We start from the raw sequence: 19,025 nt of genomic DNA, 5'->3' as shown, positions 1-19,025 counted from the left end.
CGATCACTTCCCGGCAGGTCAGGAGAAGGGGCCGGACCTGACGAGCTTGGCGGCCTGGCCGGGGTCGGTCGGGCCGGTGCCGTACGAGGGGCACAGGGCGGCCAGCGGGCACACGCCGCACGCGGGCCTGCGGGCGTGGCAGATGCGGCGGCCGTGCCAGATGACCCGATGGGAGAAGATCGTCCACTCGCGGCGGGGCAGCAGCTCCCCCACGATGTGCTCGATCTTGACGGGGTCGGTCTCCTCGGTCCAGCCGAACCGGCGCACGAGGCGCTGGAAGTGGGTGTCGACGGTCAGGCCGGGCACGCCGAAGGCGTTCCCCAGCACCACGTTGGCCGTCTTGCGGCCCACGCCGGGCAGGCCGACCAGGTCTTTCAGCTTCCCGGGCACCTCGCCGCCGTAGCGCTCGCAGATCGCCTGGGCCATGCCGATGATGCTGTTGGTCTTCGCGCGGAAGAAGCCGGTCGAGCGGATGATCTCTTCCATCTCGGACCGGTCGGCGCTCGCGTAGTCCTCGACCGTCGGATATTTCGCGAACAGGATCGGGGTCACCATGTTGACCCGCTTGTCCGTGCACTGGGCCGAGAGGATGGTCGCGACCAGCAGCTCCAGCGGATTGCCGAAGTCGAGCTCGCAATGGGCGTTTGGATAGGTCTCCGCGAGGACGCGGTTCATCTTGCGGGCCCGTCGCACCAGTGCGAGCCGGGTCTCCTGCCTGCCCCCCGCCGCTTTCGTCGCCATGCCGCCAGCGTAGAAGCTTCCGCGAACGGTTGAACCCTGGACGGCCCGGCCCGCGTACAACCTGACGCCACGGAAAGGGGTCGTCATGGGGAGTTCGACGCTGGCGGAGTTCGTCCGGACGAACGGGCCGCTGCGCGGCCCGGCGCTGCACCGGCTGGCCGTGCGGTGCGCGGCGGCCATCGTCCACCCGGACTCGGGGGTACGGCTCCGCCCCGGCACGGTGGCGCTCGGCGCCGGCGGCCAGGTGCTCGTCGGCTGCGCGTCACCCGGCGAGCCGGCGGACGGCGTACGGGACTGGGCCGACCTGGTGGTCTTCGCGGCCACCGGCGCCGCCGACGGCGACGTGCGGGTGCTGCCGCCCGTGCTGCGGATCGCGGTGGAACGCTGCCGCCACCCCGACGCCGCGTCCCGCCCTAGGGCCGCCGACCTGCTGCGCGTCCTGCTCGGCCGGTCTGTCGCGGCGGCGATGGCCTCGGTGGACGACCTGCTGGCCCGCGCGGGCTGAGCGGAGGGGGGACCGCGGACGGAATAAACCACCGCATCAGGTACCTTTCCCCATGGACTTCACGCACCTCAGCGTGCCTGGACAAGACCAGACCACTCCGGCATTCCCATAATCTGTTTGTGTGCCGCCCGGAGTGGGGTGAGTCACAATGGGCAGCAGAGGAGGCAGAGTGAACACCGAAGACGTGCTGGGCAAGGCCCCCCTGTTCGCCGCGCTCGACCGCGAGAGCGCCGCGGCGCTGCGGACGAGCATCACCGAGGTCCAGCTGTCCAAGGGGCAGACGCTCTTCCACGAGAACGAGACGGGCGACCGCCTCTACGTCGTGCTGGAGGGCAAGATCAAGCTGTCCCGCACCTCCCCCGACGGGCGGGAGAACCTCCTCAGCGTGCTCGGGCCGAGCGAGATGTTCGGCGAGCTGTCCCTGTTCGACCCGCGGCCGCGCACGGCGACGGCGACGGCCCTGACCGAGGTGCGCCTGGCCGGGCTCGGCCACGACGACCTGCGGCCCTGGCTCACCGGCCGCCCCGAGGTCGCCCTCCACCTGCTGCGCGCGCTCGCCCAGCGCCTGCGCCGCACCAACGACGTGCTCGCCGACCTGGTGTTCACCGACGTGCCCGGCCGGGTCGCCAAGCAGCTGCTCGACCTCGCCGAACGGTTCGGCACCAAGACCGACGACGGCCTGCGGGTCCACCACGACCTCACCCAGGAGGAGCTGGCGCAGCTCGTCGGCGCCTCCCGCGAGACGGTCAACAAGGCGCTGGCCGACTTCGCCCAGCGCGGCTGGTTGCGCATCGAGGCCAAGGCCGTGGTCATCCTCGACGTCGACCGGCTCTACAACCGGTCCAGGTAGTCCAGCTGGGCCGCCACCGACATCTCGGCGGCCGGCCAGAGTGAGCGGTCGACCTCGGCGTACACGATCTTGACGATCTCGCGCGGCGTGCGCGCACCCTGGGCGCGGGCCGCCCTGATCTGGTCGAGACGCTCCCGCCGGTGGGCGATGTAGCCGTCGAGCGCGCCGATCGGGTCGGGCAGCACCGGGCCGTGCCCGGGCAGCAGCGCCCGCGCCGCGAGGCTCTCCGCCGCCGCCCTGAGCCGGTCGAGGCTGCGCAGGTAGTCGGCCAGGCCGCCGTCACGGGCGATGATCGTGGTGCCCCTGCCGAGGATGGTGTCGCCGGTCAGCATCGCCCGGTCCTGCGGCAGCCAGAAGCACAACGAGTCGAACGAGTGGCCCGGCGTCGCGTAGACGTGGATCTCCAGACCCGCCACGGTCACCACGTCGCCGTCCGCCAGCCCCTCGCCGCCCAGCCGGTGGCGCGGGTCGAGAGCGCGTACGGGCGCCTTCACCAGGTCGGCGAAGCGCCGGGCGCCGCCGCTGTGGTCGAAGTGACCGTGGGTGAGCAGCACCTCGGTGACGCGGCGCTCCTTGAGATGGTCGCGTACGCGCAGCAGGTGGGACTCGTCGTCGGGCCCCGGATCCACCACGACCACCTCCTCGCCGGCGCCGATCACCCACGTGTTGGTGCCGTCGAGGGTCATCACCGAGGGGTTGGGCGCGAGCAGGTTCTCGGCGTGGTCGGTACGCGACCCGTCCGGCGTCCCTACGGGGATGTACAGGCCGCTCATGCCGTCACCAGCCGCATCTCGCCCTCGATCTCCACCGCGCGCGGCATGATCGTGACGATGTCGCGCGGCGTGGCCAGGACGCCGCCCACGCTGTCGTGCTCGGAGAGCTCGCTCAGTGTGCGGTGGGTCGGCGGCATGAGGAAGATCTCGCCCCGGCGGGCCAGCTCCAGCGCCTCGGCCGGACGCTGCCAGACCACCCGGTCGGCCTCGCCGCCCACGTCGCGGGTGCGCTGGCCCTCGGGCAGCACGGCGACGAAGAAGCGCGTGTCGAAGCGCCTGGTCTCGATCTCCGGCGTGATCCAGTGCGCCCAGGGCTTGAGCAGGTCGGAGCGGAGCACGAGCCCGCGCCTGGCCAGGAAGTCGGCGAAGGCGAGGCTCCGGTCGATCAGCGCCAGCCGGTCGGCCTCCCAGTCGTCGCCCGTCGTGTCGGCCACCACCGAGCCGGGCCCCGGCCCGGCCAGCAGCACGCCGGACTCCTCGAACGTCTCACGCACGGCCGCGCACACCAGACCCCGCGCGAGCCGCTCGTCGGCGTGGAAGGCCGCGCCCCACTCCGCGGGCGACGGCCCGGCCCAGGCGACCGCCTGGTCGGCGTCGCGCACGTCGACGGAGCCGCCGGGGAAGACGTACGCCCCCGCGGCGAACGCCATCGTGGACCTGCGCCGGAGCAGGTAGACCTCGGGCCCCGGGCGCAGCAGCACCACCGTGGCGGCGTCGCGCGCGGGCACCGGCTGGACGCGCCCGGCCAGGACGTCCCGGGCCCGCGCGGCGAGCTCGGCTGGAAGCGGCAGACCAGTCACATGACCTCCTCTAGAACATCACTCGGTCATGGTGACATATGCCCGTTCAGTCGACTTCGGCGATCAGTTCCACTTCGACCGGAGCGTCCAGCGGCAGAGAGGCCACGCCGACGGCGCTGCGCGCGTGCTTGCCGACCACGTCGCCCAGCGCCTGGACCAGCAGCTCGCTGGCGCCGTTGCCGACCTTCGGCTGCTCGGTGTAGGCCGGGTCGCTTGCGACGAACACCACGACCTTGACGACGCGTACGACCCTCGCCAGGTCGCCGACCTCCGCCTTGACCGCGGCCAGCGCGTTGAGCGCGCAGATGCGGGCCAACTCGGCGCCCTGCTCGGTGGTCACCTCGGCGCCCAGCTTGCCGGCCTGCGCGAGCTTGCCCTCCACCATGGGCACCTGGCCCGAGGTGTAGACGAGGTTTCCGGTGCGGACCGCCGGCACGTACGCCGCCAGCGGGGCCACCACCTCGGGCAGCGTCAGGCCGAGCTCCGCGAGCCTGTCCTCAGGGGTGGTGGTCACTGCTTCTCCCGCTTGAAGTAGGCGACGAGCTGCTCGGGCGTGGCGCCCTGCAGGATCTGCACGAGCTCCCAGCCGTCGGCGCCGAAGTTGTCGAGGATCATCTTCGTGTTGTGGATCAGCACCGGGGCGGTGAGGTACTCCCATTTCTTCATGGGGATCACGATAGTGATGCCCCGCTGAACACGACGCATCCGCAGTGTGAGCAATCTCAATGGGTGGTCGTCGGCTTTCGGCAAGTGACGCTTCGGTAGCCTCGAACCGTGGACTCTCCGGACACGGATTGGGCCGACGTACGACTGCACGTCGTCACCGGCAAGGGCGGCACCGGCAAGACGACGGTGGCCGCCGCCCTGGCTCTCGCGCTGGCCTCGGGCGGCCGCAAGGTGCTGCTGGTGGAGGTGGAGGGCCGGCAGGGCATCGCGCAGATCTTCGACCTGCCGCCGCTGCCCTACGAGGAGCGCAAGGTCGCGGTGGCCCCGTCGGGCGGTGACGTGTACGCGCTGGCCATCGACCCCGAGGAGGCCATGCTCGAGTACATGGAGATGTTCTACGGGATGCGCCGCGCGGGCCGCGCGCTGACCAAGATGGGCGTCGTCGACTTCGCCACCACCGTCGCCCCCGGCTTCCGCGACGTGCTCGTCACCGGCAAGACGACCGAGGCCGTACGCCGGCGCGGCAGGAACGGCCGCAGGGTCTACGACGCGGTCGTCCTCGACGCCCCGCCGACCGGCCGCATCACCCGTTTCCTGAACGTCACCAAGGAAGTGGCCGGCCTGGCCAAGGTCGGCCCGATCAAGAACCACTCCGACCTGGTCAGCGGCGTCGTGAAGTCGCCGGAGACCGCCGTGCACTTCGTCACGGTGCTGGAGGAGATGCCGGTGCAGGAGACGCTCGACGGCATCGACGAATTGCGCGCCGCCGGTCTTCCCGCCGGCGGCATTTTCATCAACATGGTGCGCGAATCCCTCCTTCCCCAGGCCGCACTTGACTCGGCTGTCAAAGGCCGGCTCGACGTCGGAGAGCTCACTCTCGGGCTCAAGGCGGCAGGAGTGATCGACGGCGCGCAGGCCACTTCGATGGCCGAGGCGCTCGCCGAGGAGATCGCGGAACATGCCCGCCGCACCGAGCTCGAGAACACCGAACGCGAATCGCTGGCCGAAGCCGACCTGACGACGTACGAGCTGCCGTTGCTGGCCGACGGCGTCGACCTGGCCGGCCTGTACGAGCTCGCCGAGAGCATGCGCACCCAGGGAGCAGCGTGAAGAAGCCCGCCGTCCTCGACATCGACGCGATCCTCGACGACCGGGGCACCCGCATCATCGTCTGCTGCGGCGCGGGCGGCGTGGGCAAGACCACGACCGCCGCGGCCCTGGGCCTGCGGGCCGCCGAACGCGGCCGGTGCGCGGTCGTGCTGACCGTCGACCCGGCCCGGCGCCTCGCCCAGTCGATGGGCCTGACCGAGCTCGACAACACCCCGCGCCTGGTCAGCTCGCCCGACGGCGGCGGCCAGCTCTACGCGATGATGCTCGACATGAAGCGCACGTTCGACGAGATCATCGAGGCGCACGCCGACCCCGAGCGGGCCCGGCAGATCCTGTCGAACCCCTTCTACCAGTCCCTCTCGTCGAGTTTCTCCGGCACGCAGGAGTACATGGCCATGGAGAAGCTCGGCCAGTTGCGCCGCTCCGACGAGTGGGATCTGATCATCGTGGACACGCCGCCCTCACGCTCGGCGCTCGACTTCCTCGACGCTCCCGAGCGGCTCGGGCGCTTCCTCGACGGCAGGTTCATCAGGCTGCTGACCGCCCCGGCCAAGGCCGGGGGGCGCAGCGCGTTCCGACTGCTCAACGCCGGGTTCGGGTTGATGGCCGGGGCGATGACGAAGCTGCTCGGCGCGCAGGTCATCAAGGACCTGCAGACGTTCGTGTCCGCGCTCGACGCGGTCTTCGGCGGCTTCCGGCAGCGGGCCGAGGCCACGTACCGGCTGCTGCAGGCGCCCGGCACGGCCTTCCTCGTGGTGGCCGCGCCCGAGCGGGACGCGCTGCGTGAGGCGTCCTACTTCGTGGAGCGCCTGGCCGAGGAGCGGATGCCGCTCGCCGGCCTGGTGGTCAACCGCGTGCACACCTCGCCGGCCTCGGCGCTGTCGGCCGCCCGCAGCGCCGCCGCCGCGGAAGACCTGGAATCGAGGGGCGAGCACGAGCTCACCGCCGCCGTGCTGCGGCTGCACGCCGGGCGGATGCAGCTCGCGGCCCGTGAGAGCCGCGAACAGGAGCATTTCGTCTCGGCCCACCCCACGGTCCCCGTGGTGCAGGTCCGCGCCATGTCCGAGGACGTCCACGACCTGGCGGGGCTGCGCCGGATCGGGGACCTGCTGGCGGCCGCATAGAGGTACGGCCGGCGGGCGGCGCCGGCCGTACGCGGTCGCCGATCCGCGGATCAGCCCGCGATCAGCTCGTTGGTCCGTTCGTACTCTTCCTTGGCCGACTCGAGCAGGTCGCGCCACGAGTCCACGTCGGGCCGTCTGCGCAGCAGCGCACGCCGTTCGCGTTCGGTCATACCGCCCCACACCCCGAACTCGATGCGGTTGTCCAGCGCATCGGCGAGGCATTCGGTACGGACCGGGCAGCCCCGGCAGATGAGCTTCGCTCTGTTCTGCGCGGCGCCCTGCACGAACAGGGCATCCGGATCCGCACCCTTACAGGCGGCACGGGAGGTCCAATCCGTGATCCACATTTTTCGACCCCACTCCCCTTAGGTGGTCAGTCGTCATTTGGGGCCGACGGGCGCGGGCGCCGAGCCTCCGTATTCAGTTGCCGCAGGGAGAACGTACGCAACCGACCCTTCGTGCCGACAGACCCCAGAGGACCAATTTCTCGCGGCAGTCTTGACCGGGAATGACTAGTCACCCCCGTCAGTCAAGGCGAAATGGTGTCGTGCTACCGATTAGGTCAGTCATTCGACGTACCCTTAGGGGTGTGCAAGCCCAGGGCAAAGATCGCGCCAACCCGGTACTCAACATCCTGCGCCTGATCATCGCGGGAGCAGCGGCCGGCGTGCTGACCGCCGCCGTGGCGCTGCCCGCCGTCGGTGGAGCGGGGATCTCCACCAAGACCGCCGTCGAAGGGCTCAACCTCAAGCCGGAGGAGCTGGAGGAGCCTCCGTTGTCGGAGGTCACCCGGCTCTACGACGCCAACGATGACCAGATCGGCCAGTTCTACTTCGAGAACCGCCAGTCGGTCACGCTGGACAAGGTCGCCCCGATCATGCGCACAGCCCTGATCGCCATCGAGGACTACCGTTTCTACCAGCACGGGCCCATCGATGTGGAAGGAACGGCCAGAGCTCTGGTCAAGAATCTGACGAGCGGCGGCGTCACGCAGGGCGGTTCCTCGATCACGCAGCAGTACGTCAAGCAGGTTCTGCTCAACAAGGCCGAGACGCCGGAGGAGCAGGCCGCGGCGATCGCGCCCACGGTCTCGCGCAAGCTGTCGGAGCTGCGCCACGCCATGGCGATCGAGAAGAAGTACACCAAAGACCAGATTCTCGAGAAATATCTGAACATCGCCTACTTCGGCGCGGGAGCCCACGGCATCCAGGCCGCGGCCAAGCGCTTCTTCGACAAGCCGGCCTCCGAGCTCAACCTCGTCGAGGCCGCCACGCTCGCCGGCGCCGTCCAGAACCCTGCCCGCACCGACCCCAACGTCGGCCCCGAGTCGCGCGAGCGGCTGCTGGAGCGGCGCAACGTCGTGCTCGACCGCATGGCCGAGCTGAAGAAGATCACGCCGCAGCAGGCGGCCGAGGCCAAGGCGAAGAAGCTCGGCTTCAAGGACATCGAGGCTCCCGGCGGGTGCGAGGAGAGCGAATACCCGTACTTCTGCCTCTATGTCCAGTACGAGATCCTCAACAACGAGGACTTCGGCAAGAACCAGGATGAGCGCAGGGAACTCCTGGAGCGGGGCGGTCTGAGGATCAAGACCACGATCGACCCCAAGATGCAGGCCGCCGCCGAGCGGGCGATCAGGAAGTATGTCAGCGCCAAGGACAAGCCCGTGGCCTCGCAGGCCATGGTCGTGCCCGGCACCGGTGAGATCAAGGCCATGGCCGCCTCCCGGAAGTACGGCCGGAGCAAGAGCAAGAACGAGATGAGCTACAACATCGTGGCCGACGCCGCCCACGGCGGCGGCCGCGGGTTCCAGCAGGGCTCGACGGCCAAGGTCTACACGCTGGCCGCCGCGCTCGAAGAGGGCATGAAGTACGGCGACGGCTTCCCCTCGCCCGCGGGCTACCAGGCCGGCGGCTACAGCGCGTTCAAGAACTGCAAGGGCCAGAACGTCGGCGACCCGTCCCACACCGTGCGCAACTCCAGCGAGGGCGGCGGCGGCTTCAAGACGCTCGAGACCGGCACCTGGGGCTCGGTGAACACCTTCTTCGTCAAGCTGCAGGAGGAGGTCGGGCTCTGCGACGTCGTCAAGATGGCCAAGAAGCTCGGCGTCAAGCGGGCCGACGGGCAGAAGCTGTCGGAGGTCGAGACGTTCACGCTCGGCGTCAACGAGGTCGACCCGGTCACGATCGCCAGCTCCTACGCGGTCTTCGGCGCGCGCGGCGAATACTGCAAGCCGCTGGCCATCACCGAGATCACCGACCGCTACGGCAAGACCAAGCAGTACAAGCCGAAGTGCTCGCAGGTGCTGGACGAGAAGGTCGCCGACGCCGTCAACGGCATCCTGTCCGGGGTGTTCACCAAGGGCACCATGACCGAGGTCGGCGGGATCGGGCGTGACGCGGCCGGCAAGACCGGCACGACCGACAACTACATGTCGGCCTGGTTCGCCGGTTACACGCCGAACCTGGCGTCGGCCGTGAGCCTGGGCGACCCGCGCGGCACCTCGGCCCACAAGCTGATCGGGGTCACCATCGGCGGGCGGTACTACTCGTACGTGTACGGGGCGTCGATCTCGGGGCGCATCTGGAAGGACTCCATGCTGGACGCCCTCAAGGGCGTGGAGGCGACGGACTTCACGCCGGTCGACCGGTCGCGCTTCGGCGGCTGCACCGACAACTGCGCGCCCAAGCCGCCCAAGGAGAAGCGCGACGACGGGCCGCGCGATCCGTTCGACTGGTTCGACCGCGACGATGACGGCGGCGGCGACGGCGGCGATCGCGGCAACTGGGGCGACTGGGGCAACGGGCGCGGCGACGACGGGCCGGGCAACGGGCGAGGCAACGGCCGCGGCGCCGGCAACGCCGGCCCCGCCGGCAACGACGACTAACCCACGGCCCCTTGCCTGAGCCCTGCGGACCTTCCGCGAGCCCTGCGGGACTTCCGCGGGGCTGAGCGGATTTGGACTGCAGGGCTCAGCGGATTTGGGGCGCGGGGCTCAGCGGGTCTGGGCCGGGGTTTGCCGCCCTCCAGAGGTTTGTGCCGCTCGGCGGGCTGTGCCGCTCGGCGGGCCCGCAAGGCCCTTCAGCACGCCTTCACAGCCCGGTAGGGGGCCTGCGAAGCGCTGAGGCCCTCTACCACCATGAGAACGCCCGGGGCTTCCCAGGAACCCTTGAGCGCCTTCCACAGGCCCACAACACCTCACCGGCCCCCTGGACGCGCCCGGAGCGGCGATCGCCTGTGCACGCCTCGATCGGCGAGAGGTAGCCGGGCGCCGCCCCGACCCGGTAGCGCGTCAGGCCGGCGCAACCAGGACTCGGCAGCAACAGAACCGAAGTGGCGACCCGCTCGGTCGGGACGTCGGCAGAAGGAGCACAGCCGCCGACCAGCCACACCCCGGCGACAGAACCGCACAGCGGGCCGCCCGGTCCCGCTCAAGCAAGGGAACCGGCAGCGAGCCGCCCGATCAGACCCAAGCAACGGAACCGGCAGCGGGTCGCCCGGTCAAGCCTCAGCGACAGGTCCGGAACAGCGACCACACCGGTCAAGACCGGCCAGCCGGAACGGCGGCCGGTCCCATCACACCTCGGCAGCCCCACCCGGTACACCGGCCAGTCCTCTCGACAGACGCACAGGACGACCCGCCCGCTCAAGGCGTGAGGCGTGAGGCGTGAGGCGTGACGCGAGGCGTGGGGCGTGAGCCGGAGAAGCGGCCGGGCGGCGCGACTCGGCGGCGTTACTCGGCGGCGAGGCGGGCGCGTACGGCGGCGGCGACCCGGCCGCCCTCGGCACGGCCGGCGACCTTTGGGTTGACGGCCTTCATGACCTGCCCCATGGCCTGCGGCCCCGACGCCCCAGTCTCGGCGACGGCGGCGTCGACCAGCGCGGCCAGCTCCTCGTCCGACAGCTGCGCCGGCAGGTACTCCTCCAGCACCCGCTGCTCGTCGAGCTCGGCCTGCGCCTGCTCGGCCCGCCCCGCGTTGCTGAACGCCTCCGCCGCCTCGCGCCGCTTCTTGGCCTCCTTGGTGAGGACCTTGATGACCTCGTCGTCGGTCAGCTCCCTGGCCTCCTTGCCGGCGACCTCTTCGACGTTCACCGCGGCCAGTGCCATCCGGATGGTCCGGAGGCGGACCTCGTCCCGGCTCTTCAGCGAGGCCGTCAGATCGGCCTTCAGCTTGTCCTTCAATGCGCTCATGCGGTCCATCTTGCCGCCTGTGCGGACTGCCGCGGTCGTCTCCCGCCCGATGTCGGGCATCATGAAGGAGTGAGGAAAGCCGTCGCAGTGCCCCTGTCCGTGTTCGGCCTCGGCCTGGCCGGGCTGACCTACGCCTCCGTGGTGGAGCGCAACTGGTTCCGCCTGCGCCGCTTCGACGTGCCCGTGCTGGAGCGCGGCCAGCGTCCGGTGCGCATCCTCCACCTGTCCGATCTGCATCTGACGCCTGGCCGCTCGATGCTGATCAACTGGGTGCGTTCCCTGGGCGCCCTGGAGCCCGACCTGGTGGTCAACACCGGCGACTCGATCGCCCACCCGGACGCCGTCCCGTCGCTCCTGCACGCCCTGGAGCCCCTGCTGTCGCGCCCCGGCCTGTTCGTGTACGGCTCCAACGACCTCTACGCCCCCAAGCCGAAGAACCCGGCCCGCTACCTGTGGCGCACGTCCAAGAACGAACGCCGCCAGCACGTGCCGTCCCTGCCGTGGGAGGAGCTCGGGGCGGGCATGGCGGCCGAGGGCTGGCTCGACATGAACAACACCACCGCCCGCATCAAGGTGGGCGACCTCGACGTGGCCGTGGCGGGCATCCACGACTCCCACATCTCCCGCGACCGCTACGACCTCGTGGCGGGCCCTGCGCCTTCCGACGCCGACCTGCGGCTGGGAGTCATGCACTCACCCGAGCCACGCAACATGTCCCTCTTCGCGGCCGACGGCTACGAGCTCCTGCTCGCCGGCCACACCCACGGCGGCCAGCTCTGCATCCCGTTCTACGGCGCCCTGGTGACCAACTGCGGCATCGACCGGGCCAGGGTGAAGGGCCTGAGCCGCCACGACGGCGCCTGGCTGCACGTCTCGGCCGGCCTCGGCACCTCCCCGTACGCCCCGGCCCGCTTCGCCTGCTTCCCGGAGGCGTCTCTGCTGACCCTGGTCCCCCGGCGCTGAAGGCGGTCACAACCACCCCGGAAGTGGGCTAGACTTCTTCAAGCACGCGCACGACGGCGTGCACCGGGGTGTAGCGCAGCTTGGCAGCGCGCTTCGTTCGGGACGAAGAGGTCGTGGGTTCAAATCCCGCCACCCCGACACTGTAGTTGCAGATCAAGGGCCTGGTTCTCAAGATCGAGAGCCAGGCCCTTGATCGTTTGACCGTCATTTGACCGTCGTTCTGAACGCCCCCACGGGTCACTGACAGGTTCAAAAAAGTTCTCCTGGGCACCTTGATCGCCCAACTGCCACCGCTCTGCGGCGGTCGCCGGTTCAAAGCAGTGGGTGGCCAGCGTGGGCCCAGGAGCGCGCCAGGCCTGGATTCGATCTCCGTCCGCATGGATCGTAGGTAGGGCCGCACCCACTGCCAGGATCCTGAGGTCCGCCATGCTGAGGACGTTGGTGAGCATCGCGATGCACTGGACAGTGCGGGGGCAAAGCCTTCGGCACGTTCGCTGTGCCCGATGCCATGAGATCTATTCCGAAGGCACCGGGGGCCGCTTCCTGACCACAGCCACATTCACCATGCGAACGAGACCCGAGGGCAGCACCACGACCGACGCCATCCAGACCCCTGCCGAGTGGGTCTGCTCATGCGGCAGGAAGGCGCCCTTGGAGATAGGCGAGTTGCTGACCAACGACACAATGGTGCAGTGCCGCCGCCGATGGATCTGCCGTAACCGTTGGCAGGTTCCCGCGGGACTGGAATGGATGACCTGCCCATGCTGCTGGACCGCCCAGCCAGGTCCCAACGCCCGCGGACAGTGATCAAACACCAGTACAGCGCTCGCTGGGCGCCGTCCCGGAGAGAATGGTGTCTTCAGCGAGGTCTCCGGGAGGCACCGTGGCTCCACGACGGCGAGGCTCGGATCCGGTCTTTGCTACGATCCGCGCCCTGACGAAGGTCGACGAGTTATCGGAGAAGCACACACGGCGCGGGATCCGAATCCTGCTCGCGGTGGCGCGCGAAGCAAGCGATCGGGGCCACGAACTCCGGCTCGGCAGAGGCGGACGGTTAGAGATCACCGTCAGACCTACAACCTCTACCCTTCTCCTCAAGGAGGAGTACGGCCGCGTTCCGCGCAAGTTGACCGCCCAGGACAAGAAGTGGCTGGAAGAGGCGAAGGCCAACCCGAACCGCGTTCTTCCCAGACCGCGAACCTGGGAGCGAGGTCCCACCGGCCGGGTGATCGTCGATATCCTCGAACGTCGTACCTCAGGGCATGCTGGCCAGTGGTACGACGACAAGGATCATGGCGTCCAGGATTACGCCGCTGCCGTCGTCAACTGTGCCGAGAACCGCGCCGGCTCTGAGGAGGCGCGGCACGCATCGGAAGCGCGCGCCAGGGAGTTCTACCGGCGCCAGGCGGAACTCGATCGGGAAGCCGCGATCGAGCTACTGGTGCAGGCACGCATTAAGGACGCGCTCAGCGAGCAGGTACGCAACTGGCGCCAAGCCGAAGACATCCGCGTGTACTGCGACCGACTGGAACAGAGGAACACCGCTCAGGCGAGTGACAGCGCGGACTCTACGCGCGAGTGGATTGCGTGGGCGAGGCATCACGCTGATGCGATCGATCCCTTGCTCCAGAATCCACTTCCAGCGATGCCAACGATCAAGTGGTCCGATGAAGATCTAGAGCCGTACAAGCCCGAAAGACCAATCCTCTTCGGCTCTGGCTACCTCCGGCATCCGTTCTGAAAGACAGCTATCGGTGCCCTCAAGCGGGCTGCTGTCGTCTGGACGGCTGGTCACGGTGACCGGGCCGGGCGGGGTGGGCAAGACCCGGCTGGCGCTGGCGGTGGCGGCGACGGTCGAACCGCCCGACGGGGTCTGGCTGGTCGAACTGGCCGAGCTGTGTGGCGGCGGCCTGGCGGAGGTGGCCGAGGTCGTGGCGGGAGTGCTGGGCGTACGCGACGAGCCCGCCACCGGCGCCCGCCCCGGCGTGCGCGACGAGCCCGCCACCGGGGTTCGCCCCGGCGACAGGCGCACCGGGGCGAACCCCGGTTCGGGCGTCGCCGGGCTGGCCGAGCGGCTCGCCGGCGCGCTCCGCGGGCGGCGGATGCTGCTGGTCCTCGACAACTGCGAACATCTCATCGAGCCGGTGGCCGAGCTGGCCGGACTGCTGCTCAGGGCCGCCCCGGGAGTGAGCGTCCTCGCCACGAGCCACGAGCCGCTGGCCATCCCCGGGGAGGTCGTCCACCCGCTGGGCCCGCTCGGCCGGGACGACGCCGTCACGCTGTTCGCGGCCCGGGCGGGCATCGCGCTCAACGCCGCGAACGCGGGCTGGGTGGCGTCGATCTGCGAGCGGCTCGACGGCATACCGCTCGCCCTGGAGCTGGCCGCCGCTCGCGTCCGCACGCTCGGGGTGCGAGGCGTCGCCGAACGCCTCGACGACCGGTTCGCCCTGCTCGCCGCCACGACCCGCGGCCTGCCCGCCCGGCAGCGCACCCTGCGAGCGGTGATCGACTGGAGCTGGGACCAGCTCGACCAGGCGCAGCGCGCCGCCCTGTGCGCGCTGGCCGTGCACCCGGGCGGCTGCACGCTCCAGGCGGCCGAGGCGGTCGGCGTGGACCTGGGCCTGCTCGACCAACTCGTCAACCGTTCGATGGTGGTGGCCGAGCAGCAGCCGTCGGGCCGGATGCGTTATCGGCTGCTGGAGTCCGTCGCCGCCTACTGCCTGGAGCGGCGCCGCCCGGCCGGCGACGTGCTGAGCCGCCGCGACGCCTACTACGCCGGGCTCGCCGAGCGGGCCGATCTCCACGGCCCGGGCCAGCGGCGGTGGCTGCGGCGTCTCGACGAGGAGTGGCCCAACCTCCGTGCCGTGCTCGACCACTCCCGGGACCCGGAGCTGGCCGTCCGCGTGGCGTGGTACTGGTACCTGCGGGGCAGGCACCGTGAGGGACACCGCCACCTGGCCGCGGTACGGGAACACCCCGAGGCCGCGGCATGGTTGCGCGGATTCGCCCTGCTGACCGGCGCCGGGCGGACGGAGCGCGACCGTACTGCCGGGACCCTGGCGAGCCCCCGTGCGCGGTGGTTCCTGGCTCTCGCCCACCTGCACCTCGGGGCCGTCGCCGCCGGCCAAACCCTGATCGACGGCGCACTGGCCGACTTCCGCGCCACGGGCGACCGATGGGGTGAGGCGGCGGCGCTCGCCGCCCGCGCCAAGCAAGCCCTCTTCCAGGGCGACCTCGACCTGGCCGAGCGCAGCGGCACCGCCAGCCACGCGCTGTTCACCGCCCTGGGCGACCGGTGGGGACAGCTCCAGGCCACCGACATGCTCGGCTACCTGGCCGAGATCACCGGAGACTACGACCGCGCCGCGCTGCTGCACCGTGACGGGCTGCGCGGCGCGGAGGACCTGCAGTTGTGGGTCGACGTGTCGTACCGGCTGTCCAGCCTCGGCCGCATCGCGCTCCTGACCGGCGACTTCGCCCGCGCCCGGGAGTTCCACGAGCGGGGGCTGCGGCTTGCGGCCGAACAGTCCAGCCGCTTCGCCGAGGAGTTCGCGCGGGTGGGGCTCGCCCTCGCCGCCAGGCGCTCGGGCGACCTCGACGGCGCCGACGCGCTGCTCCGCGAGTCGCTGGCCTGGAGCCGGCGATTGGAGGACGAGGACGGAGTGCCGTTCTACGGGGTGACGCTCCTGCTGTCGGAGCTCGGCTTCGTCGCCGAGCAGCGCGGCGACGCCGCCGGCGCCCGGTCACTGCACCAGGAAGGGCTCGCCGCGGCCGAGGCGATCGGCGACCCGCGCGCCGTCGCGCTGGCCCACGAGGGCCTGGCCGGAGCGGCGGCGCTGGAGGGCTCCTTCGCGGCGGCGGAGCGCCTGCTGGCCACGGCCGCCGCCCTCCGCGAGGCGGCGGGCGCGCCCCTGCCGCCGGCCGAGCGCGGCGACGTCGAGCGCATCACGGCGCGCATCAGGGCCGCCGTGCGCTGACCACCAGCCGGGCGTGCGAGCCACCCGTCAGGGTTAGCCCACCCGACCAGGAGGGAACGATGCACGCCTTGATCTACGACCCCGGCCTCACCCTCGGCGTGGTGCCCGACCCGGTGCCACGCCCCTCGCAGGCGCTGGTGAAGGTGACCGCGATCGCGCTCAACTTCGGAGAGATCGCCTTCCGCCCGCCGAACGCGCGTCCTGGCCACGTCTCGGGATGGGACGCGGCCGGCGTCGTCGTCCGGGCCGCCGCCGACGGGTCCCGCCCTGCCGCGGGCACCCGCGTGGTCACCTTCGGCTGGAGCGGGGCCTGGGCCGAGCTCCGTGCGGTGGAGGCGGCCGACCTGGCCATCGTGCCCGAAGGCGTCGACCTGGGTCTGACCGCCGCGCTGCCGGTCGCCGGGGTCACGGCCCTGCAGGCCCTGCGCCGGCTCGGGCCCGTCGCCGACCGCCGCGTGCTCATCACCGGCGCGTCCGGCGGCGTCGGCCGTTACGCGGTGCAGCTCGCCGCCCGCGCCGGCGCGTACGTCATCGCCTCGGTCGGCAGCCCAGCCCGCGGCGAGGGCCTGCCCGGCCTGGGCGCGTCCGAGGTCGTCATCGGGCCCGCGGGCCTGCGCGAGCGCGTGTACGGCGTGCTGGACAACGTCGGCGGACGGCAACTGGCCGAGGCGTTCCTCCTGCTGGAGGACGACGGCGTCGTCCAGGCCATCGGCATGGCGTCCCGCGAGCCGACGACGATCGACTTCGAGGAGGCCCGCGTCCGGTCGGCGCGCGGCCGGATCGAGAACTTCACCATCTCCACTCCGCTCGGCGCCGACCTCGCCCACCTGGTGAACCTGCTCGCCACCGGGCGGCTGGACGCCCAAGTGGGCTGGCGCGGCCCGTGGGAAAGAGCCGCCGAGGCCGCCGCGGCCCTGCTCGCCCGCCGGGTGCGCGGAAAGGCGGTGCTCGACCTGCCGTGAACGAGGCGACCGCCGGCCGGCGGGAAGCGTCACGGCGGGCTCAGCCAGCGGTCGCCGGGGCCCGGGACCGGAAGAACCGGGCGGTGTCCTCGTCGGCCGGGAAGTACGCCTCGACCGCGATCTCTTCCAGCGTGATGTCGAAGGCGGCGCCGAAGGTCGTGACCGTGTTGATGAAGCACAGCTCGGCGCCGCGGTGCTCGATGCGGATCGGGAGCGCGATGCCGGCGGGATCGGGTGGCGGCGGGTCGCCTTCGGGGCCGTAGGACCGCAGCTCGTCGTAGAGCGCGTGCAGTTCGGGGTCGCCGCTCTGCGCCGCCTGGCGGGCGAGCCGGGGCAACAGGTGACCGCGCACCTGCCCGAGGTTGTTCACCCGCCGCGCGAACCCGTCCGGATGCAGGCCCAGCCGCATCATGTTGACCGGCGGACGCAGCAACGACGCGTCGACGCCGTCCAGGAAGACGTCGATCGCCGCGTTGGCGAACAGCAGATTCCAGCGCCGGTCCACGGCGAGCGCCGGATACGGCTCGTGGCCCCGCAGCACCTGCTCCAGGGCGTCCCGCGCGGGCATCAGGTGGGGATCTTCGAGCGGCCGTTCCCGGACGACGGGCGCGTGCCCCGCCGCGACCAGCAGCCGGTTGCGTTCCCGCAACGGGACGCCGAGGTGCTCGGCCAGACGCAACACCATCGCGCTGCTGGGAATGGTCCGTCCCGTCTCCACGAAGCTGACGTGCCGGGCCGACACCTGCGCTTGGATCGCCAGATCGAGCTGGCTCAGCCCTCTGCGATGGCGCCACTCGCGCAGCAGCTCACCGACTGGCCGGCCCTGGATCATGCGGCGATTATCGCCCCGCCCGGCCGGGCGTCGCCATTACATGCCATGTAATCGACACGCCGGCCAGGCGGCTGGGACGGTCGGTCCATGAACGAGACCAGCGAGACAGCGCGCAACAAGGCGGTGGCCGTCCACGCCTTCAACGAGTTCGCGGCGGGGAACCTCGACGTGCTCCGTACAACCCTGCGGGACGATTTCATCGAGCACAGCCCGGGGAACCCGTCCGGGCGTGAGGCGTTCATCGCGTTCGTCGCGCAGGCCCCGGTGGCCCGGGCCCGGCTCGCGCTGAAACGGGTCATCGCCGAGGGCGACTACGTGGTCATGCACTACCACATGACCACGGACGACGCCCCCCGCGGTGTCGCCGTCGTGGACATCTGGCGACTGGTCGACGGCCAGATCGCCGAGCACTGGGACGTCGTCCAGCCGGTGCCCGAGGACGCGCGGACCCCCCACGGAATGTTCTGAAGGGGCCTCGGGGGCTATCGCAGCGCCTGGTTCCCGCGGGCGGTCCATACCGCGAGCCCGGCCAGCAGGATGAGGCCGCCCGCGAGCCACAGCGCGCCATGGAGCGGGAGTGCGTCGACGACCCTGCCGCCGGCCAGCGCGCCGAGGCCGATCGAGAGGTTGAACACCGCGACCCACAGGGCGGAGGCGGCTTCGACCGCCCGCGGCGCGGCCTTGATCATCGAGGTCTGGAGGCTGACCGAGACCCCGCCGTACACCAGCCCCCAGAGGACCAGGAGCGCGATCCCGCCCGCCGGAGCGCGGCCCGCCAGGGGATAGAGCAGGACCAGCACCGCCAGGACGACGGCGATGGCGAACACCGTACGGTGCGGTCGTCGCGCGACCGCCTCGCCGGCGATGAAGTTGCCCGCGACCCCGGCCACGCCGAACCCGAACAGCAGCGGCCCGATGAGCGGTTCCGCGACGCCCGACAGATCCCGCAGCACCGGGCCGACGAACGTGTAGGCCGAGAAGTGCCCGGTAACGATGAGAAGGGTGGCGATGACCCCGATCAGCACTCCGGCGTTGCGGAACTGGCCGGCCAGGTGCCGCGGGCTCACGGGCTGCGCGGCGGCCAGCGGCGGCACCACCGCCAGGAGGGCGGCCAGCACGACGAGCGCGAGGGCGCTCAGCACACCGAACGCGGTGCGCCAGCCGGCCAGCTCGCCGATCACCGTGCCGATCGGGACGCCGAACACATTCGCGGTGCCGACGCCCCCGAAAATGACCGCGGTCGCCCGCGGCACGTGCGCGGCGCGGACGAGCCGGACGGCCAGGCCGCCCGCGACGGCCCAGAAGCCGCCGATCGCCACCCCGACCAGGACGCGGGAGGCGATGAGCGCCGGATAGTTCGGCGCCAGGGCGGAGAACAGGTTGGCCAGCGTCATCAGCCCCATCAAGCCGGCCAGCAGAAGCTTGCGGTTCATCGCGCCGACGAGGACCGGGACCACCGGTCCCGCAGGCCACGGCCGACACGGCGACCCAATGGCTCTTCGGCGGGGCATCGGGCTCAGTCGGGTGATCCGT

The 19,025-nt window shown here is 71.0% G+C and carries 19 protein-coding genes and 1 tRNA gene; 11 read left to right on the top strand and 9 right to left on the bottom strand.

What is annotated here, in order from left to right:
• Nucleotides 1–18: 18 nt before the first annotated feature.
• Nucleotides 19–741, bottom strand: a complete 723-nt coding sequence (gene nth, locus C1J01_RS04935; RefSeq protein ID WP_111176466.1) for an endonuclease III — start codon at nucleotides 739–741, stop codon at nucleotides 19–21.
• An 85-nt stretch (nucleotides 742–826) separates the two neighbouring features.
• On the opposite strand from nth, the gene C1J01_RS04930 reads away from it, so the two are divergent.
• Together C1J01_RS04930 and C1J01_RS04925 are read left to right on the top strand one after the other, a co-directional pair.
• Nucleotides 827–1,246, top strand: coding sequence for a hypothetical protein (locus C1J01_RS04930; protein WP_111176464.1), 420 nt, complete (start codon nucleotides 827–829; stop codon nucleotides 1,244–1,246).
• Between the two features lie 169 nt (nucleotides 1,247–1,415).
• Nucleotides 1,416–2,096, top strand: coding sequence for a Crp/Fnr family transcriptional regulator (locus C1J01_RS04925; protein WP_235854257.1), 681 nt, complete (start codon nucleotides 1,416–1,418; stop codon nucleotides 2,094–2,096).
• Here C1J01_RS04925 and C1J01_RS04920 read toward each other — a convergent pair.
• The 4 genes from C1J01_RS04920 to sp36 are packed head-to-tail and all read right to left on the bottom strand — an operon-like array spanning nucleotide 2,078 to nucleotide 4,335.
• Entirely contained in the window at nucleotides 2,078–2,869 is a 792-nt protein-coding gene (locus C1J01_RS04920; protein ID WP_111176460.1) for an MBL fold metallo-hydrolase, read from the bottom strand. The genes C1J01_RS04925 and C1J01_RS04920 overlap by 19 nt on opposite strands.
• Nucleotides 2,866–3,660, bottom strand: a complete 795-nt coding sequence (locus C1J01_RS04915) for an NUDIX hydrolase (RefSeq protein WP_111176497.1) — start codon at nucleotides 3,658–3,660, stop codon at nucleotides 2,866–2,868. The genes C1J01_RS04920 and C1J01_RS04915 overlap by 4 nt, the downstream gene beginning before the upstream one ends.
• 55 nt (nucleotides 3,661–3,715) lie before the next feature.
• The gene (locus C1J01_RS04910; RefSeq protein ID WP_111176458.1) at nucleotides 3,716–4,183 is read right to left on the bottom strand and encodes a RidA family protein; all 468 of its coding nucleotides are present in this window, start codon (nucleotides 4,181–4,183) and stop codon (nucleotides 3,716–3,718) included.
• Nucleotides 4,180–4,335 carry a Sp36 family protein gene (gene sp36, locus C1J01_RS49575; RefSeq protein WP_165959776.1) on the bottom strand — a complete coding sequence of 52 codons (156 nt, stop codon included), beginning with the start codon at nucleotides 4,333–4,335 and terminating at the stop codon, nucleotides 4,180–4,182. The genes C1J01_RS04910 and sp36 overlap by 4 nt, the downstream gene beginning before the upstream one ends.
• Nucleotides 4,336–4,443: 108 nt before the next feature.
• Here sp36 and bagA point away from each other — a divergent pair, with 108 nt between their 5' ends.
• Nucleotides 4,444–5,445, top strand: a complete 1,002-nt coding sequence (bagA, locus tag C1J01_RS04905; RefSeq protein ID WP_111176456.1) for an ATPase BagA — start codon at nucleotides 4,444–4,446, stop codon at nucleotides 5,443–5,445.
• Nucleotides 5,442–6,569, top strand: a complete 1,128-nt coding sequence (gene bagB / locus C1J01_RS04900) for an ATPase BagB (protein ID WP_111176454.1) — start codon at nucleotides 5,442–5,444, stop codon at nucleotides 6,567–6,569. Before bagA ends, bagB begins: the two co-directional genes overlap by 4 nt.
• Nucleotides 6,570–6,619: 50 nt before the next feature.
• On the opposite strand, the gene C1J01_RS04895 is transcribed toward bagB, so the two are convergent.
• Nucleotides 6,620–6,916 carry a WhiB family transcriptional regulator gene (locus C1J01_RS04895; protein ID WP_090771382.1) on the bottom strand — a complete coding sequence of 99 codons (297 nt, stop codon included), beginning with the start codon at nucleotides 6,914–6,916 and terminating at the stop codon, nucleotides 6,620–6,622.
• Between the two features lie 242 nt (nucleotides 6,917–7,158).
• Between C1J01_RS04895 and C1J01_RS04890 the strand changes: the two genes are divergently transcribed.
• Nucleotides 7,159–9,453: a transglycosylase domain-containing protein gene (locus C1J01_RS04890; RefSeq protein WP_235854256.1), complete on the top strand. Its 2,295-nt coding sequence runs from the start codon at nucleotides 7,159–7,161 to the stop codon at nucleotides 9,451–9,453.
• Between the two features lie 846 nt (nucleotides 9,454–10,299).
• On the opposite strand, the gene C1J01_RS04885 is transcribed toward C1J01_RS04890, so the two are convergent.
• Entirely contained in the window at nucleotides 10,300–10,758 is a 459-nt protein-coding gene (locus tag C1J01_RS04885) for a GatB/YqeY domain-containing protein (protein WP_111176495.1), read from the bottom strand.
• A 69-nt stretch (nucleotides 10,759–10,827) separates the two neighbouring features.
• Here C1J01_RS04885 and C1J01_RS04880 point away from each other — a divergent pair, with 69 nt between their 5' ends.
• The 5 genes from C1J01_RS04880 (at nucleotide 10,828) to C1J01_RS04860 (ending at nucleotide 16,660) form a co-directional block, all read left to right on the top strand.
• Nucleotides 10,828–11,721 (top strand): metallophosphoesterase, encoded by an 894-nt coding sequence (locus tag C1J01_RS04880; RefSeq protein ID WP_111176450.1) that lies wholly within the window; start codon nucleotides 10,828–10,830, stop codon nucleotides 11,719–11,721.
• A 64-nt stretch (nucleotides 11,722–11,785) separates the two neighbouring features.
• Nucleotides 11,786–11,859, top strand: a tRNA-Pro gene (locus C1J01_RS04875).
• A 745-nt stretch (nucleotides 11,860–12,604) separates the two neighbouring features.
• Complete coding sequence (locus tag C1J01_RS48995; RefSeq protein WP_146615472.1) at nucleotides 12,605–13,462, top strand: hypothetical protein; 858 nt, start codon at nucleotides 12,605–12,607, stop codon at nucleotides 13,460–13,462.
• A gap of 13 nt (nucleotides 13,463–13,475) precedes the next feature.
• Nucleotides 13,476–15,698: an ATP-binding protein gene (locus tag C1J01_RS04865; protein ID WP_146615471.1), complete on the top strand. Its 2,223-nt coding sequence runs from the start codon at nucleotides 13,476–13,478 to the stop codon at nucleotides 15,696–15,698.
• Nucleotides 15,699–15,757: 59 nt separating this feature from the next.
• Nucleotides 15,758–16,660, top strand: a complete 903-nt coding sequence (locus C1J01_RS04860; protein WP_111176444.1) for a zinc-binding dehydrogenase — start codon at nucleotides 15,758–15,760, stop codon at nucleotides 16,658–16,660.
• A gap of 40 nt (nucleotides 16,661–16,700) precedes the next feature.
• On the opposite strand, the gene C1J01_RS04855 is transcribed toward C1J01_RS04860, so the two are convergent.
• On the bottom strand, nucleotides 16,701–17,492 hold the full coding sequence (locus C1J01_RS04855) for a helix-turn-helix domain-containing protein (RefSeq protein ID WP_111176442.1): 792 nt from the start codon (nucleotides 17,490–17,492) through the stop codon (nucleotides 16,701–16,703).
• An 87-nt stretch (nucleotides 17,493–17,579) separates the two neighbouring features.
• On the opposite strand from C1J01_RS04855, the gene C1J01_RS04850 reads away from it, so the two are divergent.
• Nucleotides 17,580–17,960, top strand: a complete 381-nt coding sequence (locus C1J01_RS04850) for a nuclear transport factor 2 family protein (RefSeq protein ID WP_111176378.1) — start codon at nucleotides 17,580–17,582, stop codon at nucleotides 17,958–17,960.
• A gap of 14 nt (nucleotides 17,961–17,974) precedes the next feature.
• Here the strand turns inward: C1J01_RS04850 and C1J01_RS04845 are convergent, their stop codons facing one another.
• A complete protein-coding gene (locus C1J01_RS04845; protein ID WP_268958576.1) occupies nucleotides 17,975–19,003 on the bottom strand; it encodes an MFS transporter in 1,029 nt (342 codons plus the stop codon).
• Nucleotides 19,004–19,025: the final 22 nt, after the last annotated feature.

The sequence above is a fragment of the Nonomuraea aridisoli genome, assembly GCF_003236395.1.
GTDB lineage: Bacteria > Actinomycetota > Actinomycetes > Streptosporangiales > Streptosporangiaceae > Nonomuraea > Nonomuraea aridisoli.
Note: the sequence above shows the minus strand (reverse complement) of the source record. Positions and strands in the feature narration are given on the sequence as shown.